This is a genomic window from Chelativorans intermedius, from assembly GCF_025398255.1.
Classification (GTDB): domain Bacteria; phylum Pseudomonadota; class Alphaproteobacteria; order Rhizobiales; family Rhizobiaceae; genus Chelativorans; species Chelativorans intermedius.
On the sequence record NZ_JAODNW010000001.1, the window covers coordinates 427,117 to 454,091 of the forward strand.

Sequence of the window (26,975 nt, forward strand, 5' to 3'; positions counted from 1 at the left end):
GGGGGCGTCTTCCTAGGCGATGCTCTTCTTGTAGGCTTCCTCGTCCATGAGGCCCTCAAGCTGGCCTTCGTCGGCAAGCCTCATTTTCCACAGCCAGCCATCGCCCATGGGCGCGGTGTTGACGAGGGAGGGGTCGCTGGACAGCGCCTCGTTGACCTCGCTGATCTCGCCATCGGCGGGGGCATAGACGTCGGATGCGGCCTTCACCGATTCCACGACCACTGCCGTCTCCCCCTTGGCGAGCGCGCGGCCCTTTTCGGGAAGCTCGACGAAGACAAGGTCCCCGAGCTGCTCCTGGGCGTATTCGGTGATGCCGACGGTGGCGATACCACCCTCGACGCGAATCCACTCGTGATCCTCGGTGAAATAGGTCTTGCTCATGCCTGATTATCCTTTGCGATAGCGATGCGGTGTGAAGGGCAGGGGATGGATGTGAAGCGGCACGCGGTTGCCGCGCACCTCGGCGAAAAGCCGGGTTCCGGGCTCTGCATGGCTCTTCATGACATAGCCCATGGCGACGGGGTGGCCGACGGAGGGGCCGAAGCCGCCGGAGGTGACGCGGCCCGCCGGGGCGCCGTTTTCGTCGGTCAGGACAGCGCCTGCCCGCACGGGCTGCCGGCCTTCCGGCTTCAGGCCGACGCGCTTCTCCTTCGTGCCGTGGGCGAGAATGCGCCGGAGCGCTTCGGCACCCAGAAATTCGCCCTTCTCGCGCAGGTGCTTCGGAACGGCCCACAGAATGGCCGCGCTTGCCGGGTCGGTCTTCTCGTCGATATCCTGTCCGTGCAGGCACAGGCCGGCTTCCAGGCGCAGGCTGTCGCGCGCGGCAAGGCCGATCCATTCCGCGCGGTCATCGGCGAGGATGCGTGCGGCAAAATCCCTTGCCTCTGCCACCGGCAAGGCGATTTCGAAGCCGTCTTCGCCCGTGTAGCCGGAGCGGGCGGCAAACCATCCTTCCCGCGGCTCCATGGCGGTCATGAAGGTCAACGCGCCGAGGTCGAGCCCGAGACCGGCCAGAACGCTTTCCGCCTCCGGCCCCTGCAGGGCCAGGAAGACACGTTCGAGCGGCGAAAGGGTTACGTCGAAATCCGCCGCAATGGCGCGCAGATGCGCCTCATCCCTTGCCGCATTGCCGGCATTGGCCACGATCATGAAGCGCTGCGGCGCGAGACGGGTGACGATCAGGTCATCGATGATGCCGGCCTGCTCATTGAGAAGCACGGTATATTTCGATTTGCCCTCGCCCAGTTCCCCTGCCTCCAACGGGCAGGCGCGCGAAAGGAAGGCGGCCGCTTCCGCGCCCTCCACGGCAAAGAGCTGCATGTGGGAGATGTCGAAGAGGCCGGCCTTGCTGCGCGTGTGAAGATGCTCCTTCATCACGCCGGCAGGGTAGGTGAGCGGCATGCGCCATCCGGCGAAGGCGCCGAAGCGCGCGCCAGCCTCTTCATGCACCGCTTCGAGCGGGAGATGTCTCAAGGTGTCTTCGTCGCCCATCGTTCCTCCAAAGCTGCACGTCATGCCGCAGATGCGGCAGGTCGGTGCCCCTCTGTCGGAAGCCTGAGAGACTCGCGCGGCCGGAACTCTGTCGGCAACGCTTACACCTTCGGCGCGAAGCGTCCGTGGACGCCCCGACTTTCCAGAGTGTCTAACCCGTCCGCGGTTCTTTTGCCTGAGAGATTTCGGGCTATTTCCCCTTCGGCGGCAGCGGTGGCTGCTCTCTCCCACGGACAGGCAGGGCCTTCAGGCCCACGACGAAACCGAGTCTAGCGCAGGCGCGGCCGCTTGTCACCTGCCGGTCGGACGCCGGTTTGTGCCGAGGGGCGGGGCTTTGCGGCCTATTTGGCAGCCGATGCGCGCGCGAGATCCTCCTCGATCTGCGCAATGATGCGCGCCGATTCGCTGTGCAGCCGACGCAGCCGTTTGAGATTTGCCGAAACCGCCTGAACCAGCTCGGTGCGGCTCTCGTCGCTGGGCGAGGCGCCGACGCCATGGAGCAGCCACGACAGGCTGACGTTCAACACCCCGGCAAGCATCGCCAGCCGGTTGGCGCGCGGCTGCGAGCGGTCGCTTTCCCATGCCTGGATGGTCGATGCCTTCACGCCGAGGCGCCGGGCAAGCTCGGCCACGGTCAGGCCCGCCGCGTCACGGGCGCGCGACAGGCGGCCGCCCATCGTATCGTGATCAGGGGCTTCCGAATAAATGGTTTCGGTGTCGGACACCGGGACATTCCTCCTTGTATGGTTGAGCCTTGCCGCAGTCATGTTCTGGCAAGCGATGTCTATAAATCATGGCGGAGCCGGCGCAGGATAACAACCGGGTGAGGGAAATTCTTGCGGTCGCGGAAAAAGGACTTTCCATTTCGATCGCAGATTACGAGCGAAGTCGAAACGCTCTTCTTTCCGTTCTTTGTGCTCAGTGCCCGGCGTTCAGCCGCTCGGCATGCCAGGCGAGATGCTCTTCCATGAAGGTCGAGATGAAGAAATAGGAGTGGTCGTAGCCCTCGCGCATGTTGAGCGTGAGCGCGATGCCGGCCTTCTCGCACGCTTCCCTGAAAAGCCAGGGTCTGAGCCCCTCTTCCAGAAATCCGTCGGCGGTGCCCTGGTCGACCAGGAAGTCGTGGAAGCGATGCCCGTCCTCCACCAGGGCACAGGCGTCGTAGGCCCGCCAGGCGGCCTGGTCGTCTCCCAGATACTTCTCGAAGGCGGGCTTCGACCAGCCGGCGGACGAGGGCGCGACGATGGGCGCGAAGGCGGAGCAGCTCCTGAAACGTCCGGGATTCTTCAGCGCGATGGTGAGCGCCCCATGCCCGCCCATGGAGTGGCCGAAAATGCCCTGCCGCTTCAGGTCCACGGGAAATGTCTTGCCGACCAGCTCCGGCAGCTCCTTGATGATGTAGGAATACATGCGGTAGTGCGTCGAAAAGGGCGGCTGGGTGGCATCGACGTAGAAACCGGCGCCGGAACCGAACTGCCAGTTGTCCTTCTCATCCGGTATGCTCTCGCCCCTGGGGCTCGTATCCGGGCACACGACGACAAGACCGAGCTCGGCCGCCTTGCGGCGGTACTCGCCTTTCTCCATCACATTGGCATGGGTGCAGGTCAGGCCCGAGAGATACCAAACGACAGGGCAGGGGCGGTGCGCCGCCTGCGGCGGCACGAAGACCGCAAAGGTCATATCGCAATGGCAGGCGCTCGACACATGCGCATAGACACCCTGGACGCCGCCATGGGATTTCGCTTCGGAAACGGTTTTCAGGGACATGGCTCACCGCAAGAGTTCACGTGGATGACCAGTTGCCAGGGCCGGGACGACCGGCCCGCGCAAAGAACCGCTCCGATCAATAGACCACGACGGAGCGGATCGACTCGCCCTGGTGCATCAGCTCGAATCCCCGGTTGATCTCCTCCAGCGTGAGCGTGTGGGTGATCATCGGGTCGATCTCGATCTTGCCATCCATGTACCAGTCCACGATCTTCGGCACGTCCGTGCGCCCGCGCGCGCCGCCGAAGGCGGTGCCTTTCCACACGCGGCCGGTGACGAGCTGGAAGGGGCGGGTCGAGATCTCCTGTCCGGCGCCGGCTACGCCGATGATGATGGACTCGCCCCAGCCACGATGCGCCGACTCCAGCGCCTGGCGCATGACCGTGACATTGCCCGTGCAGTCGAAGGTGTAGTCGGCGCCGCCGATCGTATCCGCCCCACGCTTGGTGAGGTCGATGAGATAGGGCACCAGATCGCCCTCAACCTCCTTCGGATTGACGAAGTGCGTCATTCCGAACTTCTCGCCCCACTCCTTCTTGCCGTTGTTGATGTCGACGCCGATGATCATGTCCGCGCCTGCGAGCCGCAAGCCCTGGATGACATTGAGACCGATGCCGCCCAGGCCGAAGACGATGGCCGTGGCGCCGGGCTCCACCCTGGCCGTGTTGATGACGGCGCCGATGCCTGTCGTTACCCCGCAGCCGATGTAGCAGATCTTGTCGAAGGGCGCGTCGGGGTTGACCTTTGCAACGGCGATTTCCGGCAGGACCGTGAAGTTGGAGAAGGTGGAGCAGCCCATATAGTGGTGCAGCTTCTCCCCGTTCAGCGAGAAGCGGGAGGTGCCGTCGGGCATGACGCCCTGGCCCTGGGTGGCGCGGATGGCGGTGCAGAGATTGGTCTTGCGCGACAGGCAGGACGGGCACTCGCGGCACTCCGGCGTGTAGAGCGGGATGACGTGATCTCCCTTCTTCACGCTCTTGACCCCGGGCCCGACATCGACCACCACACCCGCGCCCTCATGGCCGAGGATGGCCGGGAACAGGCCCTCCGGGTCGGCGCCCGACAGGGTGAAATCGTCTGTGTGGCAGATGCCCGTGGCCTTCACCTCCACGAGGACCTCGCCTTCGCGTGGCCCTTCGAGGTCCACCTCCATGATCTCCAGGGGTTTTCCGGCTGCGGTGGCGACGGCGGCACGGGTCTTCATGGCAATGCTCCTTTTGGCAACCGACTTTGCCGCGAGGATGTTCGGAAACGGATGGCCACGCAAGCCCGCGGGCCCCGCGCCCACAGCTTGTGCATCGGGCATCCCTTGAGCGGCGACGTGCAAGCTCATAGAAGAAAACGATCACCGCGGGGAAACGCTCACATGTTCAGGAAGATACTGGTCGCCAACAGGGGGGAGATCGCCTGCCGCGTGATGCGGACGGCGAAAAGGCTGGGGATCGCCACAGTGGCCGTCTATTCGGAGGCGGACGCCGATGCGGTGCATGTGGACATGGCCGACGAGGCTGTGGCCATCGGCCCGGCGCCGGCCGGCCAAAGCTACCTCGACATGCAGGCCATCCTTGCCGCATGCCGAAAGACCGGGGCTGAAGCCCTCCATCCCGGCTATGGCTTCCTTTCGGAGAACGCGGCGTTCTGCGAGGCGCTGGAGGCGGCGGGGATCGTCTTCATCGGCCCGAAGCCCGAGGCCATTCGCGCCATGGGCGACAAGATCGCCTCCAAGAAGATCGCCGCGGAGGCGGGGGTGTCGACCATTCCGGGCTTCATGGGGCTGATCGAGGATGCCGATCATGCAGTCCGCGTCGCTGCCGAGATCGGCTATCCGGTAATGATCAAGGCATCGGCCGGCGGCGGCGGCAAGGGCATGCGGATCGCATGGAACGAACAGGAGACCCGCGAGGGTTTCGCGCGGGCGCGCTCGGAGGCTGCCAGCTCCTTCGGGGACGAGCGCATATTCGTCGAGAAATTCATCGAGGAACCGCGCCACATCGAGATCCAGATCCTTGCGGATTCTCTTGGCAACTGTGTCCATCTCGGCGAACGCGAGTGCTCCATCCAGCGCCGCAACCAGAAGATCGTGGAAGAGGCCCCCTCATCGTTCCTCGACGAGGACACGCGGGCGGCGATGGGCGCCCAGGCGGTGTCGCTGGCCAAGGCCGTCGGATACCAAAGCGCCGGCACGGTGGAGTTCGTCGTCGATGCCAACCGCAATTTCTACTTCCTGGAGATGAACACCCGCCTGCAGGTCGAGCACCCGGTAACCGAGTTCGTCACCGGCATCGACCTCGTGGAAGAGATGATCCGCATCGCGGCGGGCGAGCCGCTGCGTATCGCGCAGGAGGACGTGCGCCTCACCGGCTGGGCCGTGGAAAGCCGCATCTATGCCGAGGACCCGATGCGCAATTTCCTGCCCTCGATGGGCCGCCTCACGCGCTATCGCCCGCCTCCGGAGGGAAGGCAGGGCGACATTGTCGTGCGCAACGACACGGGCGTGGCCGAAGGGTCGGAGATTTCCATGTTCTACGATCCGATGATCGCCAAGCTGGTGACATGGGCCCCTGACCGGCTGACGGCGATCGACGCCATGGGGCAGGCGCTCGACCGTTTCATGATTGACGGGATCGAGCACAACATTCCGTTCCTGGCCGCCCTGATGCGCCATCCGCGCTGGCGCGAGGGCCGGCTTTCCACGAGCTTCATCGCCGAAGAATATCCGCAGGGCTTCGCCCCGCCCGTGGCTTCCGGCGCAGAGCGTGCCGTGATATGCGCCGTGGCGCTTTCCATCGAGCTCATGCGCCGCGACCGTCTGGACCGTCTGCCCGGGCGTCTTGCTCCTCACTCCGGTCGGATCCGGCGCGAGTGGACGGTGCGGCTGGGGAACGAGGATTATGTTCCCGTCACGATTGCCGAGGCGCAGCTTTCGCCCGCCATCGCGCTGCAACTCACGGTGGGAGAGGATACGCCGCTTACGGTTTCATCCTCCTGGCGCCCGGGAGAGCCCATCTGGCGCGGCCGGGTCGGGGAGCGCGAGGTTGCCGCTCAGGTGCGCCCGGTGCTCAACGGCGTGGCGCTTTTCTGGCAGGGTATCTCGGCAACGGCGCGGGTTCTCACGCCCCGTATCGCCGAGCTCGACCGCCTGATGCCCGTGCGCCGGCCGCCCGATACGTCCCGGATGCTGCTTTGTCCGATGCCCGGGCTGGTGGTCTCCATCGCGGTCAGCGAGGGCCAGGAGGTGAAGGCGGGGGAAATCCTTGCCGTGGTGGAAGCGATGAAGATGGAGAACGTGCTGCGCGCCGAGCGCGATTGCACGGTTGCCTCCATCAAGGCAGCACCCGGCGACAGCCTGGCCGTCGATGCCGTCATCATGGAGTTTGCGTGAGGGAGGGGCAGTCCCCTGCAACCGGCGCCAGCCGGGCGAAGACGGCCTGCTTGGCGCTGCGTACGCTGGATTCGAGACTCTCGCCACGCGCCAGAAGCGCAGCGACAGTGCTTGCGAGCATGCAGCCCGTGCCGCGCATCGTGGCGGCCAGCCGCGGCATGCGGAGGCGCAAGGGTGGGTGGCCGGGGCGCAGGAGAATGTCCGTCGCATCCGTGCCCGTGGCATGGCCACCCTTCACCAGAACGGCGCCACAGCCGGCGCTCAGCAGGCAATTGCCCTGCCTTTCCATTTCGGCCTCGCTTTGCGCCAAGGCGGATGCGGTGAGAAGCGCTAGTTCCGGGAGATTGGGCGTAACGACATCGACAAGGGGCAACAGCTTCCGTCGCAGGGTCGCGATGGCTGCCTGCGGCAGCAGCGTAGCGCCGGAGGAGGAGGCCAGAACCGGGTCGAGCACGACCGGCACCTGCCCGTGCGCATCCAGAACGGTGGCGACCGCCACGACATTGGCGCTGCCTGCGAGCATGCCGATCTTTACGGCGGCAACGGTGTTGGCAGCGAAGGCGGCGCGCATCTGCGCGGCGACCAGGGCAGGCGGCATCGGCTTCACGCGCTCGACACGGTGATGAGTCTGTACCGTCACGGCGGTGACGGCAAGGCATGTGCCGAGCCCGCAGGCCGCAACCGCCTCGATGTCGCGGGCAAGGCCGGCGCCGCCCGAGGAATCGGAACCGGCGACGACAAGCACGCGGGGCGGGTCCTTCACCGCAATGTCTCCGTGGCTGCAACCCATTCGCGCGTGCGCGCTTCGGGATCGGCGCTGCGTGTGATGTCGGTGACGACCGCCGCGCTGTCGGCACCGTGCGCGAACACGCCGGCCAGGCGCTCGGGCGTGAGCCCGCCAATGGCCACGAGGGGCAGGGGGGCGACCAACGCCTTCCACTCCCTGATGCGCGCCAGGCCCTGCGGTGCCCATCTCATCTTCTTCAGGATGGTGGGGTAGATGGGGCCGAGCGCCACATAGTCGGGCTGCGCCGCAAGCGCCGTCTCAAGCTCCGCATGGTCGTGGGTGCTGAGCCCCAGTCTCAGGCCGGCGCGGCGGATGGCGGCAAGGTCGGCAGCGGCCAGATCCTCCTGGCCGAGATGGACGAAATCGCAACCCTCCTCGATGGCGATCTGCCAATGGTCGTTGATGACAAGCTGGCAGCGATGGCGCGCGCACAGCATCCGCGCGCGGCGGATCTCGGCGCGCAGCGCAGCGGCCTCCATCTCCTTGATGCGGAGCTGCACGAGCCTGACCCCGAAGGGAAGCAGGCGTTCCAGCCACGCCGTGCTGTCCACGATGAGGTAGAAGGGATCGAGCTTCATTGAAAGGTGGCCTTGCCGAGCACAGGCGTGGAGGGCACGGCCATGTCGCGCGGTTCCAGAAGACCGGCCTGAAATGCGATGTGCCCGGCCTCCACGGCCTTGGCGAAGGCGCCGGCCATGGCGACGGGATCGCCCGCCTTGGCGACGGCGGTGTTGAGCAGCACCGCATCGAAGCCCAGTTCCATCACCTGTGCAGCATGGGAGGGGCGGCCGAGCCCCGCATCGACCACAAGCGGCACCTGCGGAAAATGGCCACGCAGCGAACGCAATGCATCCAGGTTGAGCGGGCCCTTGGCAGAACCGATCGGCGCGCACCATGGCATCAGGACCTGACATCCCGCCTCCACGAGGCGCTCGGCGACCACCAGATCCTCCGTGGTGTAGGGAAAGACCTCGAAGCCTTCGGCGGTCAGGATGCGCGCTGCCTCGACAAGCGCGAAAACGTCGGGCTGCAACGTATCCGCGTTGCCGATCACCTCCAGCTTGATGCGGTTCGTGGCGAAGACCTCGCGCGCCATCCGGGCCGTGGTCACAGCCTCCTTGACAGAGTGGCACCCTGCCGTATTGGCCAAGACCTCGACGTCAAGCCCGCGGATCAGCTCCCAGAATGCCCCGCCCGCCTTGCCGCCCGCCGACTCGCGGCGCAGCGACACGGTGATGAGGCTCGCCCCCGATGCCTTTACCGCCTGCGAGAGAATGGCCGGGGAGGGGTATTGCGCGGTGCCGAGGAGCAGCCGGGAGGGATATTCGTTGCCATAGAGGGTGAGCATGGGGGTCAACCTCCCTGCATGGGTGAGAGAATTTCGATGCGGTCGCCGTCGGCAAGTCGGCACTCAGCGCGCGCCTCGCGGTGCACGATCTCGCCATTGCGCGCGGTGGCAAGCCATTCGCCCTCATATTCCAGCTCGCGGAGCAGTTCGGCCAGCGTGGCCGCGCGCACCTGCCGGACTTCACCGTTAACCATGAGCAGCATGGGCAAGTTCTCCTTCTTCGCTCCCGTCGCCCGCCGCGATGAGACTTGCCGCCCGCTCGGCCATCGCGGGTGCCAGGAGGAAGCCGTGGCGATAGAGGCCGTTGACGGTGAGGCGGCGCCCCTGCCGGCGCACGCGCGGCAGATTGTCGGCGAAGGCCGGACGCACCCCGACGCCCGTTTCCACGATCTCCGCCTCCGCAAACGCCGGATGCAGTGCATAGGCGGCGTTCAGCAGTTCCACTGCCGAGCGCGCGGTCATCGGACCCTGCGCGTCGCTCTCGATCATGGTGGCACCAACCATGAAGTGGTGATCCGCACGCGGCACCACATAGACGGGAAAGCGTGGATGGATGAGCCGTACCGGGCGCGACAGCGTGACGTCGGACGCCCGCAGGATGAGCATCTCGCCGCGCACGCCGCGAAGACCCGGCTCGCCGGCCGCCATGCCCATGCAGTCGGCCTGCCAGTCCGCAGTCACCGGGAGGGCGGGTTCCCCGCCGAAGTGGAACCGCACCCCGGCGGCGGCAAGCCTTTCATGGAGGGCGCGAAGGGCACGGCGCGGATCGAGATGCGCCTCGCCGGGAAAGAACAGGCCCTCGCGAAAGCGGCCGGCAAGGTCCGGTTCGAGGGCGGCAATCGCAGTGCCGTCGAGCGGCTGATGGCCGCTGGTGCGCGCGGCGAAACGGTGAAGCTCCGCCCGGTCGCGCGGCGGAGCCACGACAAGCGTGCCGCGCCGCACCACGTGGCCGGGCAGGGCGCGCTCCCACCAGGCCGCGGCATCGCGGCCGAGCGCCAGCACCGCCTCGTCGGCGCTTTCGCATTCGCACCACGGCGCCAGCATGCCGCCGGCCATCCAGGAGGCGCCGCCGGCAAGGTCCGCGCGGGTTTCGGCCACCTCCACCTGCAGGCCACGCCTGGCGAGCGCGTGGGCAAGGGTGAGGCCGGCGACGCCCGCGCCGCGTATCAGCACCTTCATGGCCGGTTTCCACCCTCGCCAGCCATTGCCGCCGCCTGCTCCCGCGACATATAGAGGTCGCCGCCGGCGCGGAATCTTTCCGCCATCCGCTCCATGCCCTCCCGCGCGTCCTCGCGGATTTCGTGGGAGATGCGCATGGAGCAGAACTTCGGCCCGCACATGGAGCAGAAGTGGGCGAGCTTGTGCGCCTCCTTGGGCAGCGTCTCGTCGTGAAAGGCGCGGGCCGTGTCGGGGTCGAGCGACAGGTTGAACTGGTCTTCCCATCGAAATTCGAAGCGCGCCCGCGACAGCGCATCGTCGCGCAGCCTGGCTGCCGGATGCCCCTTGGCCAGGTCGGCGGCATGGGCGGCGATCTTGTAGGTGATAACGCCGGTCTTCACATCGTCGCGGTCCGGCAGCCCCAGATGCTCCTTCGGCGTCACGTAGCACAGCATCGCCGTGCCGAACCAGCCGATCATGGCCGCGCCGATGGCGGAGGTGATGTGGTCGTATCCCGGCGCGATGTCGGTGGTGAGCGGCCCCAAGGTGTAGAAGGGCGCCTCGCCGCAGATTTCGAGCTGCTTTTCCACATTCTCCCTGATCTTGTGCATGGGGATGTGGCCGGGGCCTTCGATCATCACCTGGCAGTCCTTTTCCCAGGCGATCTTCGTGAGCTCCCCGAGTGTCTCCAGCTCGGCAAACTGCGCCGCATCGTTGGCATCGGCGATGGAACCTGGCCGCAGCCCGTCGCCCAGCGAGAAGGAAACGTCATAGGCCCTCGCGATGTCGCAGATTTCATCGAAGTGTTCGTAGAGGAAGCTTTCCTTGTGATGCGCGAGGCACCACTTGGCCATGATGGAGCCGCCGCGGCTGACGATGCCTGTGACCCGGTCCACGGTGAGCGGGATATAGGCCAGCCGCACGCCGGCATGGATCGTGAAATAGTCCACGCCCTGCTCGGCCTGCTCGATGAGCGTGTCGCGGAAGATTTCCCAGGTCAGCTCCTCCGGCACGCCCCCCACCTTCTCCAGCGCCTGATAGATGGGTACGGTGCCGATGGGCACGGGCGCGTTGCGGATGATCCATTCGCGGATGTTGTGGATGTTGCGCCCGGTGGACAGATCCATCACCGTATCGGCCCCCCAGCGGATGGCCCACACCATCTTTTCCACCTCTTCGGCCATGGAGGAGGTAACGGCGGAATTGCCGATATTGGCGTTGATCTTGGTAAGGAAGTTGCGGCCGATGATCATCGGCTCGGTCTCTGGATGGTTGATGTTGGCGGGAATGATGGCGCGGCCGCGTGCCACCTCGTCACGCACGAACTCGGGCGTCACGAAGTCGGGGACGGCAGCGCCGAACCCTTCGCCGTCGCGCTTCACCCTCTCCTTCAGCTTCTCGCGGGCGAGATTCTCGCGAATGGCGATGAACTCCATCTCCGGGGTGACAATGCCGGCGCGCGCATAGGCCATCTGCGTGACGGCGCGGCCCGCCTTGGCGCGCAACGGCCTGTGACGTATCGGAAATTCGGGCGTCAGGCGTTCGCCGGCGGCAAAGCCGTTGTCCTCGGGCCGCACGATCCGCCCGTCATACGCCTCCACGTCGCCGCGCGCTGCGATCCAGCCCTCGCGCAGGCGGGGCAGGCCGCGGGCAATGTCGATTCCGGCCTGCGGGTCGGTGTAGGGACCGGAGGAATCATAGACGGTGAGCGGCGGCTCGCCTGCGCTCGGGTGCAGCTCGATCTCGCGCATCGGCACGCGGATTTGCGGGTGAAGCGTGCCGGGGCGGTAGACCTTGCGGGAGGCGGGAAGGGCGCCTGTGGTGACATTGAGGGTGGGTTGATCGGGTGTCCGGGCATCCATGACGAGGCTCCTTGCTTGGCATGCAATGGAGACCCAGTTCTTCGCCGGAAGGATGAGGAGAAGCCCTGTCGCGATCAGAATCGGGCGATGCCGCTTTTGCCGGTGTGCCGCCAGGGCCTTTGCACCATCCCTACGCCAGTATGAACTGGATCAGGTTCAACGGGTCACCGCGCTGCGAAATGCCAGCGGTATCTCAGCCCCTTGTCGGGACCCCCCTGGTGATGAAAACAAGCATGGACGATTGCGCGGCCCGGTGTCAACGGTTTCCTTGCCCGCGCCACCGCCCGCATTGATGCCGCGGCCGTGACCTGCGGCGAGACGGCCGCAAGGCAGCTACCGGAAATAGTCCTGCAGGGGTCTCACCTCCAGGCTGCCTGCCTTCAGCGCCGCAATCGCCTCCACAACGGCCTCAGCCCCCGCCATGGTCGTATAATACGGCACCTTCTGCATCAGCGTGGCGCGGCGCAGCGACTTTGAGTCGGAGACCGCCTTCTGTCCGTCGGTGGTGTTGAAGACGAGCTGGACCTGGCGGTTGCGGATGGCGTCCTCGATGTGCGGGCGGCCTTCCAGCACCTTGTTGATCTTCTCCGCCTCCACGCCGTTTTCGCGCAGGTAGCGCGCAGTGCCGCCGGTGGCCAGCACCTTGAAGCCGAGATCGGCAAGGCGACGCACAGCGCTCAGCACACGCGGCTTGTCGGCGTCGCGCACGGATGCGAAGAGCGTGCCCGAACGCGGCAGCTCGACGCCGGCGCCGAGCTGCGCCTTGGCGAAGGCCAGCGCAAAATCGGTGTCGAGTCCCATCACCTCGCCGGTGGACTTCATCTCGGGGCCGAGCAGGGTGTCGACGCCGGGGAAGCGGGCGAAGGGGAAGACGGCCTCCTTGACCGCGATGTGACCGAGACCGGAAAGCGCAGGCATTTCGCCGTAATGGGCGAAGGCGCCGGAGAGAGGTTCGCCCGCCATGACCCGTGCAGCGATCTTGGCAATTGGCCGGCCGATGGTCTTGGCGACGAAGGGCACGGTGCGTGAGGCGCGCGGGTTGACCTCCAGCACGTAGACCTCGCCATCCTTGACGGCGTATTGCACGTTCATCAGCCCGCCGACGCGAAGCGCGCGGGCAAGCGCCGCCGTCTGCCGCTCCAGCTCTTCGACGATGGTGGGCTGGAGCGTGTGCACGGGCAGCGAACAGGCGCTGTCGCCGGAGTGGATGCCGGCTTCCTCGATATGCTCCATGATGCCGGCGACGAAGACGTTTTCGCCATCCGACAGGCAGTCTACATCCACCTCGATGGCCTCGGCGAGATAGGTGTCGAAGAGGAGCGGGTTCTTCGACAGCAACGTGTTGATCTGGCCGGTCTTGTCGGCGGGATACTTCTGGCGGATCTCCTCCGGCACCAGCCCCGGCACGGTGTCGAGCAGATAGGATTGCAGACGGCTTTCGTCGGGGATGATCTGCATGGCACGCCCGCCGAGCACGTAGGAGGGGCGCACGACCAGCGGAAAGCCGAGCTCCGAGGCCACGACGCGGGCCTGCTCGACGGAGAAGGCGATGCCGTTCTTCGGCTGCTTGAGGCCGAGCCTGGTCAAGAGCTTCTGGAAGCGGTCGCGATCCTCGGCCAGGTCGATCATGTCCGGCGCCGTGCCGAGAATGGGGATGCCGGCCTTCTCCAGAGCGTCGGCAAGCTTCAGCGGCGTCTGTCCGCCGAACTGGACGATCACACCGACCAGCTCGCCACGCTGTTGCTCGACGCGCAGGATTTCCAGCACGTCCTCAGGGGTCAGCGGCTCGAAGTACAGACGGTCGGATGTATCGTAGTCGGTGGAAACCGTCTCGGGATTGCAGTTGACCATGATGGATTCGAAGCCGGCATCGGCCAGTGCGAAAGCCGCATGGCAGCAGCAATAGTCGAACTCGATGCCCTGGCCGATGCGATTGGGACCGCCGCCGAGTATCACCACCTTCCTGCGGTCGGAAACACGGGCCTCGTCGGCCGGAACACCGGCGAAGGGAGGCTCGTAGGTGGAGTACATATAGGCCGTCGGAGCGGCGAACTCGGCTGCGCAGGTGTCGATACGCTTGTAGACCGGATGAACGCCCAGGGAATGGCGCAGCCGGCGCACCTCCTCCGTCTCCATCCGCGCCAGCGAGGCAAGCCGCGAGTCGGAGAATCCCATGGATTTCAGGTGCCGCAGATTGGCTGCGTCCCGGGGCAGCCCGTGCGCCCGCACGCGCTCCTCGCAAGCGACGATGGCGGCGATCTGCTCCAGGAACCATGGGTCGATCTGGCACATGGAATGAACCTCGGCCAGCGAGGTGCCCATGCGGATGGCCTGCGCCACCATGCGCAGCCGGTCTGGCGTGGGAGTGCCGAGGGCAGCGCGGATGGCATTCTTGTTCTCGGAGGGGTCGCCGCCGATCACGTAGCCCGGAATGTCGATTTCGTCGAGGCCGGTCAGTCCCGTTTCCAGGCCGCGCAGCGCCTTTTGCAAGCTTTCGGCGAAGGTACGGCCGATGGCCATGACCTCCCCGACCGACTTCATTGCGGTCGTCAGCACCGGCTCGGCGCCCGGAAACTTCTCGAACGCAAAACGCGGAATCTTGGTGACGACATAGTCGATGGAAGGCTCGAAGGAGGCGGGCGTCGCACCGCCGGTAATGTCGTTTTCGAGCTCGTCGAGCGTGTAGCCCACCGCCAGCTTGGCCGCCACCTTGGCGATGGGAAAGCCCGTCGCCTTGGAAGCGAGCGCCGAGGAGCGGGAGACGCGCGGATTCATCTCGATGACGACCATGCGGCCGTTTTCGGGATTGATGGCAAACTGGACGTTGGAACCACCCGTCTCCACCCCGATCTCGCGCAGGACGGCGATCGAGGCGTTGCGCATGCGCTGATATTCCTTGTCCGTCAGCGTCAGCGCGGGGGCGACGGTAATGGAGTCGCCGGTATGCACACCCATCGGGTCAAGGTTCTCGATGGAGCAGACGATGATGCAGTTGTCCGCCCTGTCGCGCACCACTTCCATCTCGAACTCTTTCCAGCCGAGCACCGATTCCTCGATGAGCACTTCGGTGGTGGGGGAGGCGTCAAGGCCGCGTTCAATGATCTCGAAATATTCCGAGCGGTTGTAGGCGATGCCGCCGCCCGTGCCGCCCAGCGTGAAGGAGGGGCGGATGATGGCCGGCAGGCCCACCACATCCAGCGCCTGGGCAGCCACGGCCATGGCATGGGTCATGTAGCGCTGCTTGCGATCCGCTTCGCCGAGCTGCCACTCGGTCTCCAGTTCGTCGAGCGCGGCATCGAGCGCCGGGCCGGAATATTTCTCGCGCAGCGCGGCGCGCTCGGCCTCGTGCCGGCGGCGGTCTTCCTCTTTCACCTCCGTAGCGTTGGCGAGCATGGACCTCGGCGTCTCAAGCCCGATCCTCGCCATCGCCTCGCGAAACAGGGCGCGATCCTCCGCCATGTCGATGGCCTCGGCATTGGCGCCGATCATCTCCACCCCGTAGCGCTCCAGAATGCCCATGCGGCGCAGGCTGAGGGCGGTGTTGAGCGCCGTCTGGCCACCCATGGTGGGCAGCAGCGCATCCGGGCGTTCCTTGGCAATGATCTTCGCCACCACCTCCGGCGTGATCGGCTCTATATAGGTGGCATCAGCCAGCTCCGGGTCGGTCATGATGGTGGCTGGGTTGGAGTTGACGAGGATGATGCGGTAACCCTCTTCCTTCAGTGCCTTGACCGCCTGGGTGCCGGAGTAGTCGAACTCGCAGGCCTGGCCGATGATGATGGGGCCGGCCCCGATGATCAGGATCGACTGGATGTCGGTGCGCTTGGGCATTCGTCTTCTGGTCCGTCGCTCGCGCAAAATGCCGGGCGGGTGTCCCGTCCGGCTTGCTGTAAAGGTCTTTTGTCAAGCTAGGCGCGCCTTATAGGGGAAGGTGGAGCGCAGCGTAAGACCCTGTCGGGAAGAAAATTCCGCCTATCGGCTCATCCGTCAGCAGCGGCGTTTCTTGCCTCGGCAACTGCGGCCCCTACATGCGCACGCCGCTGCACCATCAGCAGGTAGGTTGCGGCATAGATACCGATCACCACCAGCCCCACCCACTCGATCCTGAAAGGTGTGAATTGATAGGCCATTACAAGACCAAGCTGCAGCAGAAAATGAAGTGCATAATACGATTTCCAGCCGAGTCTGCTTTTTGTCCATCCGAGGTTGAGCCCATAGAGGCGGATGAGGGAGTCGACAGAGTTGATCACGAAGACGATGCCCACGACCACCATGAACCAGTTCAGCCACGGTGGAATGACGATGCTCTGCTCGAAATAGATGTAGAGAACCGCGAACCACACCCCCAGCGGGATGGAGGGCAACAGGACCATCGCGCCGGCAAGTCGCCATGCGCTCAGGCCGCCGACGAAGATCGAAACGAATTGACCGATCATGATGCTCCAGGAAAACCACCAGAACAGATAGAACTCATGGTAGGCGGTGATCGGGCTGACAAACCTGTGCAGGTTGGAGAAATACTCGAGGAGAAGCCCCAAGTTCTCGGTTAGCCCGGATATCCCTACGCCGCTGTAGTAGTAAGCTGCTGTCATAAGTGCAACAAACGATAGAATGACAAACATGCATGTCGAACTGGTAGCAAGTACCTTCATGAAATTGATGCTACCGCTTGAATATACAGAAACTGCAATAACGAAAACAACAATCGCCCAGGATTCAGGTTGAGAAATGTTGCCAATGTAATTGGGGATAGATACCAGGAACAGGTAGCAGGTAAAGGCACATGTTGCAATGACCGTGAGGTTGTATGTGATTTTGATTGCAGGAATTTCAAATACGCGAAGCCTTGGCTCAAGAACGACGAAGTAGAACGTCGAAAGAAAATACATCAACCATACAAGTGGTCCCCACATCCCGAACTCGATCGCCAGGGGATTGGCGAAGCGATAGGCCTCCTCCGCAGCATAGGTTGGAAACTCGGTGAGCGGCAGCATGACGAGGCCCATATCGAGACCGGCCGTAAAAAGCAGGGCAACGAATGTGAACGTACCGACCGGCATCTGCCCCTGGCAACGGACCTGTCCCCAACGGAGAAGAACGAACAGGGCGCTTAAAAGCACCGCCATATAGGCGATGCTGATTATATAGCTCATGAAAAATCCTCCCAAGGTTGCAAACAAGAAGGTTATGCAATGATAAGACGATACATTTGGGCGAAGCGGCTTGGAAGGGAATTCTAGCTTATCAATGACATAAGCGCGCTGCGTGTTTGGCGCGCGCGCCCGCGCATACAGCGCCCGGAATAAATGCCTTCGGGTTCGGGATGCCGCCCCTTCTGGCCTGTGAACAAGCGGGGATGGCTGTGCACCGATGGTCGCGGCGGATCACGAAGTGATGTATAGGGCGTATGAGAGGGCTCCAACCCAATGCGCTTTTCCACCAGCTTTCTGGACGAGATTCGTGACCGCGTGCCCATCAGCCAGGTGGTGGGCAGCCGCGTGACTTTCGACCGGCGCAAGACCAATGCGGCGCGGGGGGATTATTGGGCCTGCTGTCCCTTCCATGGGGAGAAGACGCCGAGCTTCCACTGCGAGGACAGCAAGGGGCGCTATCACTGCTTCGGGTGCGGCGCGTCCGGGGATCACTTCCGCTTTCTTACCGAGCTTGAGGGGATCAGTTTCCCCGAGGCTGTCGAGCGGGTGGCGGAGATGGCCGGCGTGGCGATGCCGGCGCGCGACCCGCAGGCCGAACGCCGCGAGAAGGAGCGGGCGAGCCTTACCGATGTGATGGAGATGGCGGCGCGTTTCTTCGAGGAGCGCCTGCAGGGGCCGGAGGGCGCCGAGGCCCGCGCCTATCTGCGAGAGCGCGGCCTCTCGCCTGCCACGCAGCAGGCCTTCCGCCTCGGCTTTGCGCCCGACAGCCGCAATGCGCTCAAGGAGCATCTTGCCGGCAAGGGCGTGGCGAAGGAGCAGATCGAGGCCTGCGGGCTCGTTCGCCACGGACCGGACATCCCGGTCTCCTATGACTGGTTCCGCGGGCGCATCATGTTTCCCATCACGGATCCGCGGGGCAGGGTGATCGCCTTCGGCGGACGGGCGCTGTCGCCCGATGTGCCTGCCAAATACATGAACTCGCCGGATACCGAGCTCTTTCACAAGGGGCAGGTGCTCTACAATCATGCGCGGGCGCGCAAGGCGGCGCGCGGCGGGCCCGTCATCGCGGTGGAAGGCTACATGGATGTCATCGCGCTTGCCCAGGCGGGGGTGGAGAACGCGGTGGCGCCGCTCGGCACGGCGCTGACGGAACAGCAGCTTGAGCTTCTGTGGCGCATGGCGGAGGAGCCGGTCCTCTGCTTCGATGGCGACGAGGCCGGCCTGCGCGCGGCATGGCGGGCGGCAGATATGGCGCTGCCGATGGTGCGCGCCGGGCGCTCCCTGCGTTTTGCGCTTCTGCCGCAGGGCAAGGACCCGGACGATCTGGTGCGCGAGGAGGGGCGTGCGGCCTTCGACGCCTTGCTGGCCGAGGCGCGGCCGCTGGCTGATATTTTATGGATGCGGGAGACTTCCGGGCGGGTGTTCGACACGCCGGAACGCCGCGCCGCACTGGAACAGAGCCTGCGCGCGCTCGCCGGCCGTATCCGCGACGAGAGCGTGCGCCGGCACTATGCCCAGGACCTGCGAGAGCGCGTCAATGCCTTTTTCGGCTCCTCCCGGCAGGGGGGGCGGCATGGACCCGGCGGGCGGCCGCACGGCAGGCCGGGGGCGGCGGCGGGCCGGCTCGCCGTCTCCGAAAGCCTGGCCCGCTCGGCCATGGTGCGAGCGGCAGGCGGGCATATGCCCTTGCGCGAGGCAGCGATCATGGTGGCCGCGGTCAATCACCCCGCGCTCATCGACGAGCATTTCGATGCCATCGAAGCCCTGCCGCTGGCAAGCCGCGATCTGGCGCGTCTGCGCGCCGCGCTGCTCGATGCGTTGGCCCACGGGGCGGCGCTGGAGCGGCAGGTTCTGCGCGAGGCCGTGCAGGCGGCCGGCGCAGGCGAGGTGATGGAGCGCGCCGAGGCGCTCCTGCGCCGTGCCAACCAATGGCCGGCCTTGCCCGACGCCGCGCTGGAGGACGCGCGCGAGGCGTTTCAGCAGGCCCTGCACTTGCATCGCAGCGCCGGCTTTCTACATAAGGAACTCAAGGCGGCCGAGCACGCGCTGGCCAACGAACCGACCGAAGAGAACTATCGGCATCTAGTGGAGATTCAGGCAGAGCTGCGCAAAGTGCAGGCAACGGAAGCACTGATCGAGGGATTTGGCATTCTCTCCGGGCGCGCCGGGCGGTCCTAGAACTGCCGGGCAGAGGCTGTCGGGGCGCTGATCGCTCCGCCGGGCGGAGAGCTTGTGTGAAACGCGCTTCGGTTGCACCGAGTCGAGATTCGCTTTTTCCATGCGAATCATGGCACAGCGGCTTGACCTCGGCGCCGATTGAAGGAATCAGGGTCGATTCGGTGGGGTCTGGCACCCCGTGCAAAGCAGCGGCAGAAGGGCGCACCGCATGGACGGACCGCAAGGCCCGCCATAGCTTACGGTTAGCCGCGCGTTAACGCCGCGCCGGGTAGAGCCCGTCAATGCGCGAATCACGCACGCGGCACGGGGCCGCTTGGCAGTTCGGGCCGGTTGGAGAAGGCAAAGCATGGCAACAAAGGAAAAGGAAGAGGTCGAGACCGAACGCGAGGCCGCTGACGGCCCGCTGCTCGACCTTTCGGATGACGCCGTCAAGAAGATGATCAAGGCCGCCAAGAAGCGCGGCTATGTGACCATGGACGAGCTGAACGCCGTTCTGCCGTCCGGCGAAGTCTCCTCTGAGCAGATCGAGGACACGATGGCGATGCTCTCCGACATGGGCATCAACGTCGTCGAAGACGAGGAAGCCGGCGAGGGCGAGGAAGAATCGTCCGATGGCGAAGAGAGCACGGAGCTTGCCGGCTCGACCGGCACAGCGCTTGCCTCGACAGCCACCAAGAAGGAGCCGACGGACCGCACCGACGATCCCGTACGCATGTACCTGCGCGAGATGGGCTCGGTGGAGCTTCTGTCGCGCGAGGGCGAGATTGCCATTGCCAAGCGCATCGAGGCCGGTCGCGAGACGATGATCGCCGGCCTGTGCGAAAGCCCGCTCACCTTCCAGGCGCTGATCATCTGGCGCGACGAGCTGAACGAGGGCAAGATTCTCCTGCGTGAGATCATCGACCTCGAGGCGACCTATGCCGGGCCCGAGGCCAAGCAGGCGCCCGTGGTGGCGCGCCCGGACGGCGAGGCCAAGCCGGCCGAGGAAAAGCCGAAGCGGGCGCGCAGCGACGACATCACCGATGTCGGCGGCGAAGCCCCCGTGGAGGAAGACGACGAGGAGGAGGACGAGGCCAATCTTTCGCTGGCGGCCATGGAGGCCGAGCTCAAGCCCGGCGTCATGGAGACCCTCGACTTCATCGCCGACACTTATGCGAAGCTGCGCAAGCTGCAGGACCAGAAGGTGGAAAGCCGGCTAGGCGACGGCGACAGCCTGTCGGACAGCCAGGAGCGCCGCTACAAGCAGCTCAAGGGCGAGCTTATCGCCGCGGTGAAGTCGCTGTCGCTCAACAACCAGCGCATCGAGACGCTCGTCGAGCAGCTCTATGACATCAACAAGCGGCTCGTGCAGAACGAGCTTCGCCTTTTCCGCCTTGCCGAGAGCTATGGTGTTACGCGCGAGGATTTCCTCGACGCCTATCAGGGCTCCGAACTCGATCCCAACTGGACGGCGAAGGTGGCCCGGCGCAGCGGCCGCGGCTGGAGGGAGTTTACCGAGAACGAGGCGGAGGCCATCGACGCGCTGCGCGCCGAGATTCAGAATCTGGCGCAGGAGACGGGCATTTCGATCGGCGAGTTCCGCCGCATCGTCAACCAGGTGCAGAAGGGCGAGCGCGAGGCGGCGATTGCCAAGAAGGAGATGGTGGAGGCCAATCTGCGCCTCGTGATCTCCATTGCCAAGAAGTACACGAACCGCGGCCTGCAGTTCCTCGACCTCATCCAGGAGGGCAATATCGGGCTGATGAAGGCGGTGGACAAGTTCGAGTACCGCCGCGGCTACAAGTTCTCCACCTATGCCACCTGGTGGATCCGGCAGGCCATCACCCGTTCCATCGCCGACCAGGCGCGCACCATCCGCATTCCCGTGCACATGATCGAGACGATCAACAAGATCGTGCGCACGAGCCGGCAGATGCTGCACGAGATCGGCCGCGAGCCGACGCCGGAGGAACTGGCCGAGAAGCTTGCCATGCCGCTTGAAAAGGTGCGCAAGGTCTTGAAGATCGCCAAGGAGCCGATCTCGCTTGAAACACCGGTCGGCGACGAGGAGGATTCGCATCTCGGCGATTTCATCGAGGACAAGTCGGCGGTGCTGCCGATCGACGCGGCGATCCAGGCCAATCTGCGCGAGACGACGACGCGGGTGCTTGCTTCGCTCACCCCGCGCGAGGAGCGTGTGCTGCGCATGCGCTTCGGCATCGGCATGAATACCGACCATACGCTTGAAGAGGTGGGACAGCAGTTCTCCGTCACCCGCGAGCGTATCCGCCAGATCGAAGCCAAGGCGCTCAGGAAGCTGAAGCACCCGAGCCGCTCGCGCAAGCTCAGGAGCTTCCTCGACAGCTAGGAAGTCTTGAAGCTTGAATGTTGACTGAAAAGCCGGGCCCTGCGCCCGGCTTTTTGCAGGGGCGGGGGCACCGGACCGATTCCCACGGATTTCTCGGCCTCGCGCGGATAGTGACGGGCGCCTTGCCGGCATCGCCTTCCAGGCGCATAGTCGAAATTGGCGGCTGGGGGGCGGATGCGCATGCGTGCGCAACAAAAGGTCCGGTGCCAGCGGCAGGATGCAGGCGCATCCGCGAGGGCACCGGGGGAGGTGTTACGTGACAACCTATATCATGCTGGTCAACTGGACCGAGCAGGGTGTTCGGAACGTGCAGGATTCGCCTTCGAGGCTCGATGCGGCAAAGAAGGTGCTCTCCGAGATGGGGGGTGCCTTTCGGGCTTTCTATCTCACCATGGGCGAATATGACATGGTGGCCGTGATGGAGGCGCCGGACGATGCAGTGGCCGCGCGTTTTGCCCTGGAGCTCGGTCGAACGGGCAATGTGCGCACCCGCACGCTGAAGGCTTTTCCGGAGGATGCCTATCGCGAGATCGTCAAGTCGCTGGGCTGATCCTCGGGTAGCCGCCGGCGGCCATCCGGCGACGGATGCCGCCGGCCGGTGCGCCCTCTCTCCGTCGACGCCCGGGTTTTCCTACCGCGAGGCGAAGCCCTATATAGCGGGTCAGGCCGCATGTGCAGAGAGAAGGATGACCCGGCAGACCACGCTGACAATCCCCACCCGCGGGCAGGGGCTCTATGAATTTACGGATCAGGCCACCCGTTTCGTGCGCGAGGCGGGTGCGGGGACCGCTCTTTTGACGGTTTTCGTGCGCCATACGTCTTGTTCGTTGCTTATCCAGGAGAACGCGGATCCGGATGTAAAGCGCGACCTGGCCGCCTTTTTTCGCCGTCTCGTGCCGCCGGCAGACGCGGCCTCCATGGATTGGATCGTTCACCGCGTCGAGGGGCCGGACGACATGCCTGCCCACATCAAGGCAGCGCTGACCCAAACGTCGCTGGGCATTCCCGTGGCCGACGGGCGCCTCGTCCTCGGTACCTGGCAGGGGCTTTATCTCTTCGAGCATCGCGACAGCCCGCACCGCCGACAGGTGGTGCTGCACCTTGGCTGAGGCGCAGGCTGGCAGCCTGCGGGCCGGCGCGTTAAGAACAGGACTGTGATAGGAGAGCGTTCATGTCATTTCTCAAAAGGCTTTTCGGCGGCGCGGGCGAAAAGGGCGGTGGTGCGAAAACCGTCGGCCAGCCGGCAGAGCACAAGGGATTCACCATCCGCGCAACACCCTTCCAGCAGGATGGGCAGTACCAGACCTGCGGCGTCATCTCGAAGGAAATCGACGGGGCGTTGAAGGAACATACGTTCATCCGCGCCGACCGCTTCCCCAGTGCCGATCTGGCTGCCGACCAGGCCCTTCGCAAAGGCCGGCAGATCATCGACGAGCAGGGGGAGGCAATCTTCGACTGAGATCGCCATTGGCCGGTCGCAGACTTTCCACCAGCACCGCCAGCGTGTCGCGAAAGGCCTGCGCATCGGCGCCAGCCGCGATGGCAAGGGCTGCCCGGTCGTAGGCGGCGGCAAGCAGGGCAGTGAGCGCGTCGAGGGGCAGGCTGCGGATGGCGCCGGAGCGCATGGCGGCGTCCAGCCCTTCGCGAAGGGTGCGGCCGCCGTGCCTGCCGTCGATGGCATCCATTGCGGCACGGCCGAGCACCGCCGGTCCGTCGAGCAGCAGAAGGCGCGTGCGGCCTGGCTTCGCCATGGCGTCCAGAAAGGCGTTGCCGCCCTTGACCAGCGCATCGAGCGGGTCGAGCGCCGACCCGGCCTGCCGTTCGATTTCCTCGGCCACATCTGCGGCTTCCTTTTCCACCACCGCCAGGAAGAGCGCCTGTTTGTCGGCGAAGTGATGGTAGAGCGCACCGCGCGTAAGGCCCGCTGACGCGACGATTTCCGGCGTGCCGGTCTCGCCATAGGACTTTTCAACGAACAGCCGGCGTGCGGCCGCAATCAGCCGGGCGCGGGTCTCGGCCGTCCGTTCGCGATTGCTGCGGCGGAGGATTTTCTGTTGCATACATGCAGCCTGTATGTTAGTTAGAAACATACAGATTGTATGTCAATGCAAACAACGAGGAAACCCCTCATGAAGTCTCTGAGCTATTATCCCGTCATCCTGACGGGCGATGTGGCCGCAACGGCGGCATTCTATCGTCACCACCTCCGTTTCGAGGCGGTTTTCGAGAGCAACTGGTACATCCACTTGCGCTCCGGCGAGGATGAGCAAGTCAACCTCGCGATTCTCGACGGAGAGCACGCCACCATTCCACCCTCCGGGCGCGGGCGGACCTCGGGGCTGATCCTGAATTTCGAGGTGGAAGACGTGGACGGCGAATATGAACGCGCGCGGGCGGCAGGGTTGCCGATCCTTCAGGAATTGCGCGACGAAGAGTTCGGCCAGCGCCATTTCATCACCGCCGACCCCAACGGCGTGCTCATCGACATCATCAAGCCGATACCGTTTGCCGCGGAGTTCGCCGCGCGCCATGGAATGGAGGTGCCGCAGCAGTAGAGGCAGCGGGTCGGGTGAAGACTGCTTCGCAGGGCTCGCCCGTCAATGGCCGGCTTCCTTATGGCCGATTTGCAGGCTGAATCGAAGAGGCCTGGCTCAAGTCATCTCTGAGCCAGGCCTCTTAAATTCTTGAATTGTTTCCGGCAATAGTGAACCACTGCCGGTCACGCCTCTAAGCGTTGACGATCTCGACCAGCTCCAGGTCGAACACCAGATCATGGCCTGCCAGCGGATGGTTTGCATCGACGGTCACCTGCATGTCGTCGATCTCCACCACGGTCAGCGGAATCTGCCGCCCGTCCTCGGTGGAGGCCTGCAGGCTGGCGCCGATCCGCAGGTCGAGATCCTTGGGGAATGCCTCGCGCGGCACGCTTTGCACCTGGCGCTCGTCGCGCGGGCCGTATGCCTCCTCCGAAGGAACGGTGACGGTGGACTTCTCGCCGACCTGCATCCCCTCTATGCACTTCTCCAGGCCGGGGATGATCTGCCCGGCGCCGACCTGAAACTGCAGCGGCTCGCGGCCCTCGGAGGAATCGAACTGGGTGCCGTCCGTCAGCTTGCCCGTATAGTGAATGCGCACGACGTCGCCGGTTTTGGCCTGGCTCATGGGTGGCTCTCTTGTGTCTCGGTGTGACAGTTCCTGGCGCGGGAAATTTTCATCGCAATCCGATTTCAGTCCATCCGCGCCGACGAATGGGCCGCGCCAGAATGTGCCGCAGCCTCACGAGCGAGGGTAGGGCATGTGCCGGCGATGTAAACCCCGCCGGGCACATTTTTCTCTCGTTCTTTCGTGTTGACGGTGCGAGCGCGACTACCTGCCCACGATTGCCCAGCGTATCCCGAAGGGGTCGGTGAGCTCGCCATATCGGTCGCCCCAGAACATCCTTTCGAGCGGCATGGTCACGACCATGCCCTCGGTCTTCGAAGCCCGCTCCCACCACAAGTCCACATCGTCGACGCAAAGCGTCAGCGTAAATGAGCCGGGTTTTTCATGCGGGCGGCCATATTCCGGATAAGGATCGCTCAGCATGAGCGAGCCATCGTTGATGTAGAGGTGCAGGTGCATGGTGCGGCCCTTATCGTCTTGCGGATGGCGCGCCACCTCCCTGGCGCCGAAGGCTTTCTGATAGAGAGCCGCGGCCTTCGACGCGCCGTCTACCATCAGATAGGGGATAACGCCGCCGCGCGGTTCGCCGGTCTCGCCGGGGGCCAGTTCGATTGCCGACATTTCGTGCTCCTTTTGTCTGAAAGGCCCGCGCCCCGGGCCCTTCAAAGGACGGGCTCGGCGGTTGCAACCCGACAGCCGGCAATGAAGAAAAAAGCGGCCGCACCAAAGGGGGGAAATCGATGCGGCCGCAAGGCGGATCAGGAGGATGGAGCAGACAGCGGCCTTTCGACGTCTCCCGCCGGTCTCGCACCTTCGCGACGCAGGATGCCGATGACGAGCAAGGCGGTCGCCGCGGTGATGACGGCGGCCGTAAGGCTTGTGAACACCAGCCCATGGGTGAAGGCCGCGCGGGCGGTGGCGAGCAGCGGCGCCCCCACCGCCTCGGGCACCATGCCCGCCGCGGCACGCGCCCCGCCCAGCGTGTCACGCGCGATCTCCGCCAGCGACGCCGGCAGCTCGACCGGGCTGACGGTCTCCATGGCATTGCGGTAGACGGCGGTCACAAGGCTTCCCAATACCGCGATGCCGAGCGCCCCGCCCAGTTCGGCCCCGGTCTCGGATATGGCGGAAGCAGCACCCGCGCGCTCCGGCGGCGCGGCGCCGACGATCAGATCCGTCGTCAGCGTGAAGACCGGCGCAAGGCCAAGCGAAAACAGCGTGAAGGCCGCGATCAGCGCAACGAGGTTCCGCGCATCTGCTGCCATGGCGACGGCCGCAAAGCCGGCCGCTGCGACCAGCAGACCGCTCGCCATGACAAACACCGGACGGGCAAGTGCGGTGAGCCGGGATGTCATCATCGAGCCGAGGATGAAGGCGAGACTGGAGGGCAGGGACCACACGCCCGCCTCAAGCGGGGTGAGATCGAGCACGAGCTGCAGATACTGACCGATGAACAGGAAGGAACCGAAGGCGACGAACAGGCTGAGCAGGTTCGTGACGAGGGCGGCGCTGAAGGCGGGCCTGCGAAACAGGTCGATGTCGATCAGCGGGTCGGCGAGGCGCTTCTGCCGTCGCACGAAAACGTAGCCGAGCGCAAGGCCGACGGCGATGGTGAGCACGGCCGGCGCGCCAAATCCCTGCTCTGCCACCCATTTGATGCCATAGATTACGGACAGCACCGCGGCGAGCGAAAGAATGGCGCTCGCTATGTCGATACGTCCGGCATTCGGGTCGCGGAACTCGGGCAGCAGAATCGGGGCGACCGCCAGGAGAACGATCATGACCGGCACGGCAATCAGGAACACCGAACCCCACCAGAAATACGCAAGCAGAACGCCGCCCACGAGAGGACCGATGGCCGCGCCCGCCGAATAGCTGGAGATCCAAACGCCGATGGCAAAGGTGCGCTCCCGGGGATCGTGGAACATGTTGCGCAGGAGCGAAAGGGTGGAAGGAGCCAGGGTGGCGGCGGCAACGCCCAGGATGGCGCGGGCGGCAATCAGCATCTCTGCGCTGGTGGCGAAGGCAGCAAACACCGAAGCAGCGCCGAAGGCGGTGGCACCAATCATCAGCAGCCTGCGCCTGCCGATGCGGTCGCCCAGCGTGCCCATGGTGATCAAGGCGCCGGCAACCAGAAAACCGTAGATGTCGACAATCCACAGAAGCTGGGCGCTCGACGGCTTCAGATCGACACTGAGCGCGGGAACGGCCAGGTTGAGCACCGTCATGTCCATCGAATAGAGAAGGCAGGGAAGGGCAAGGACGGCGAGGCCGATCCACTCGCGCCGGCCTGCGCGCGGCGCCTCGACAGGAATGTTCATCGCAAAGACCTTTCTGGCA

24 protein-coding genes and 2 riboswitches are annotated in these 26,975 nt (G+C 64.9%); of the genes, 7 read left to right on the forward strand and 17 right to left on the reverse strand.

Going from position 1 to position 26,975, the window contains the following annotated elements; translation table 11 throughout:
- Positions 1-12: 12 nt before the first annotated feature.
- From gcvH to NYR58_RS02135, 5 genes are all read right to left on the reverse strand, one after another.
- The gene (gene gcvH / locus NYR58_RS02115) at positions 13-381 is read right to left on the reverse strand and encodes a glycine cleavage system protein GcvH (protein WP_261518758.1); all 369 of its coding nucleotides are present in this window, start codon (positions 379-381) and stop codon (positions 13-15) included.
- A 6-nt stretch (positions 382-387) separates the two neighbouring features.
- Positions 388-1,491 carry a glycine cleavage system aminomethyltransferase GcvT gene (gene gcvT / locus NYR58_RS02120; protein ID WP_261518760.1) on the reverse strand — a complete coding sequence of 368 codons (1,104 nt, stop codon included), beginning with the start codon at positions 1,489-1,491 and terminating at the stop codon, positions 388-390.
- 153 nt (positions 1,492-1,644) lie between these two features.
- Positions 1,645-1,731, reverse strand: a riboswitch (glycine riboswitch).
- Positions 1,732-1,832: 101 nt separating this feature from the next.
- Complete coding sequence (locus NYR58_RS02125; protein ID WP_261518762.1) at positions 1,833-2,216, reverse strand: helix-turn-helix domain-containing protein; 384 nt, start codon at positions 2,214-2,216, stop codon at positions 1,833-1,835.
- 193 nt (positions 2,217-2,409) lie between these two features.
- Positions 2,410-3,252, reverse strand: a complete 843-nt coding sequence (fghA, locus tag NYR58_RS02130) for an S-formylglutathione hydrolase (RefSeq protein ID WP_378074584.1) — start codon at positions 3,250-3,252, stop codon at positions 2,410-2,412.
- A gap of 82 nt (positions 3,253-3,334) precedes the next feature.
- Positions 3,335-4,462 carry an S-(hydroxymethyl)glutathione dehydrogenase/class III alcohol dehydrogenase gene (locus tag NYR58_RS02135; protein WP_261518764.1) on the reverse strand — a complete coding sequence of 376 codons (1,128 nt, stop codon included), beginning with the start codon at positions 4,460-4,462 and terminating at the stop codon, positions 3,335-3,337.
- Between the two features lie 162 nt (positions 4,463-4,624).
- Between NYR58_RS02135 and NYR58_RS02140 the strand changes: the two genes are divergently transcribed.
- The gene (locus NYR58_RS02140; protein WP_261518765.1) at positions 4,625-6,640 is read left to right on the forward strand and encodes an acetyl-CoA carboxylase biotin carboxylase subunit; all 2,016 of its coding nucleotides are present in this window, start codon (positions 4,625-4,627) and stop codon (positions 6,638-6,640) included.
- Here NYR58_RS02140 and NYR58_RS02145 read toward each other — a convergent pair.
- The 8 genes from NYR58_RS02145 to NYR58_RS02180 all read right to left on the reverse strand — a co-directional run bounded on the left by NYR58_RS02145 (position 6,624) and on the right by NYR58_RS02180 (position 16,948).
- Positions 6,624-7,409, reverse strand: coding sequence for a hydroxymethylpyrimidine/phosphomethylpyrimidine kinase (locus NYR58_RS02145; protein ID WP_261518846.1), 786 nt, complete (start codon positions 7,407-7,409; stop codon positions 6,624-6,626). The genes NYR58_RS02140 and NYR58_RS02145 overlap by 17 nt on opposite strands.
- Positions 7,400-8,005, reverse strand: coding sequence for a thiamine phosphate synthase (locus NYR58_RS02150; protein ID WP_261518766.1), 606 nt, complete (start codon positions 8,003-8,005; stop codon positions 7,400-7,402). Before NYR58_RS02150 ends, NYR58_RS02145 begins: the two co-directional genes overlap by 10 nt.
- Positions 8,002-8,775 carry a thiazole synthase gene (locus NYR58_RS02155; RefSeq protein WP_261518768.1) on the reverse strand — a complete coding sequence of 258 codons (774 nt, stop codon included), beginning with the start codon at positions 8,773-8,775 and terminating at the stop codon, positions 8,002-8,004. Before NYR58_RS02155 ends, NYR58_RS02150 begins: the two co-directional genes overlap by 4 nt.
- A 5-nt stretch (positions 8,776-8,780) precedes the next feature.
- Positions 8,781-8,978: a sulfur carrier protein ThiS gene (gene thiS / locus NYR58_RS02160; RefSeq protein ID WP_261518770.1), complete on the reverse strand. Its 198-nt coding sequence runs from the start codon at positions 8,976-8,978 to the stop codon at positions 8,781-8,783.
- On the reverse strand, positions 8,962-9,954 hold the full coding sequence (gene thiO, locus NYR58_RS02165) for a glycine oxidase ThiO (protein ID WP_261518771.1): 993 nt from the start codon (positions 9,952-9,954) through the stop codon (positions 8,962-8,964). The genes thiS and thiO overlap by 17 nt, the downstream gene beginning before the upstream one ends.
- A complete protein-coding gene (thiC, locus tag NYR58_RS02170; RefSeq protein ID WP_261518772.1) occupies positions 9,951-11,795 on the reverse strand; it encodes a phosphomethylpyrimidine synthase ThiC in 1,845 nt (614 codons plus the stop codon). The genes thiO and thiC overlap by 4 nt, the downstream gene beginning before the upstream one ends.
- 109 nt (positions 11,796-11,904) lie before the next feature.
- Positions 11,905-12,022: riboswitch (TPP riboswitch) on the reverse strand.
- 106 nt (positions 12,023-12,128) lie between these two features.
- A complete protein-coding gene (gene carB, locus NYR58_RS02175) occupies positions 12,129-15,626 on the reverse strand; it encodes a carbamoyl-phosphate synthase large subunit (RefSeq protein WP_261518774.1) in 3,498 nt (1,165 codons plus the stop codon).
- 149 nt (positions 15,627-15,775) lie between these two features.
- Entirely contained in the window at positions 15,776-16,948 is a 1,173-nt protein-coding gene (locus NYR58_RS02180; protein WP_261518777.1) for a BCCT family transporter, read from the reverse strand.
- A gap of 273 nt (positions 16,949-17,221) precedes the next feature.
- On the opposite strand from NYR58_RS02180, the gene dnaG reads away from it, so the two are divergent.
- From dnaG to NYR58_RS02205, 5 genes are all read left to right on the forward strand, one after another.
- Positions 17,222-19,126 (forward strand): DNA primase, encoded by a 1,905-nt coding sequence (gene dnaG, locus NYR58_RS02185; protein WP_261518778.1) that lies wholly within the window; start codon positions 17,222-17,224, stop codon positions 19,124-19,126.
- A 346-nt stretch (positions 19,127-19,472) separates the two neighbouring features.
- Positions 19,473-21,473 carry an RNA polymerase sigma factor RpoD gene (gene rpoD, locus NYR58_RS02190; RefSeq protein ID WP_261518779.1) on the forward strand — a complete coding sequence of 667 codons (2,001 nt, stop codon included), beginning with the start codon at positions 19,473-19,475 and terminating at the stop codon, positions 21,471-21,473.
- A gap of 256 nt (positions 21,474-21,729) precedes the next feature.
- A complete protein-coding gene (locus tag NYR58_RS02195; protein WP_261518780.1) occupies positions 21,730-22,023 on the forward strand; it encodes a GYD domain-containing protein in 294 nt (97 codons plus the stop codon).
- Positions 22,024-22,159: 136 nt separating this feature from the next.
- Positions 22,160-22,582: a secondary thiamine-phosphate synthase enzyme YjbQ gene (locus tag NYR58_RS02200; protein WP_261518782.1), complete on the forward strand. Its 423-nt coding sequence runs from the start codon at positions 22,160-22,162 to the stop codon at positions 22,580-22,582.
- 62 nt (positions 22,583-22,644) lie between these two features.
- Positions 22,645-22,932, forward strand: coding sequence for an HlyU family transcriptional regulator (locus NYR58_RS02205; protein WP_261518783.1), 288 nt, complete (start codon positions 22,645-22,647; stop codon positions 22,930-22,932).
- Here NYR58_RS02205 and NYR58_RS02210 read toward each other — a convergent pair.
- Entirely contained in the window at positions 22,898-23,533 is a 636-nt protein-coding gene (locus tag NYR58_RS02210) for a TetR/AcrR family transcriptional regulator (protein ID WP_261518784.1), read from the reverse strand. The two genes, NYR58_RS02205 and NYR58_RS02210, sit on opposite strands and share 35 nt — an antisense overlap.
- 69 nt (positions 23,534-23,602) lie before the next feature.
- Between NYR58_RS02210 and NYR58_RS02215 the strand changes: the two genes are divergently transcribed.
- Entirely contained in the window at positions 23,603-24,028 is a 426-nt protein-coding gene (locus NYR58_RS02215; RefSeq protein ID WP_261518785.1) for a VOC family protein, read from the forward strand.
- Positions 24,029-24,200: 172 nt separating this feature from the next.
- Here NYR58_RS02215 and NYR58_RS02220 read toward each other — a convergent pair whose 3' ends face one another.
- From NYR58_RS02220 to NYR58_RS02230, 3 genes are all read right to left on the reverse strand, one after another.
- On the reverse strand, positions 24,201-24,635 hold the full coding sequence (locus NYR58_RS02220) for an FKBP-type peptidyl-prolyl cis-trans isomerase (protein ID WP_261518786.1): 435 nt from the start codon (positions 24,633-24,635) through the stop codon (positions 24,201-24,203).
- A 204-nt stretch (positions 24,636-24,839) separates the two neighbouring features.
- The gene (locus NYR58_RS02225; protein ID WP_261518787.1) at positions 24,840-25,256 is read right to left on the reverse strand and encodes a VOC family protein; all 417 of its coding nucleotides are present in this window, start codon (positions 25,254-25,256) and stop codon (positions 24,840-24,842) included.
- 137 nt (positions 25,257-25,393) lie between these two features.
- Entirely contained in the window at positions 25,394-26,956 is a 1,563-nt protein-coding gene (locus NYR58_RS02230; protein ID WP_261518788.1) for an MFS transporter, read from the reverse strand.
- Between the last annotated feature and the right edge of the window lie 19 nt (positions 26,957-26,975).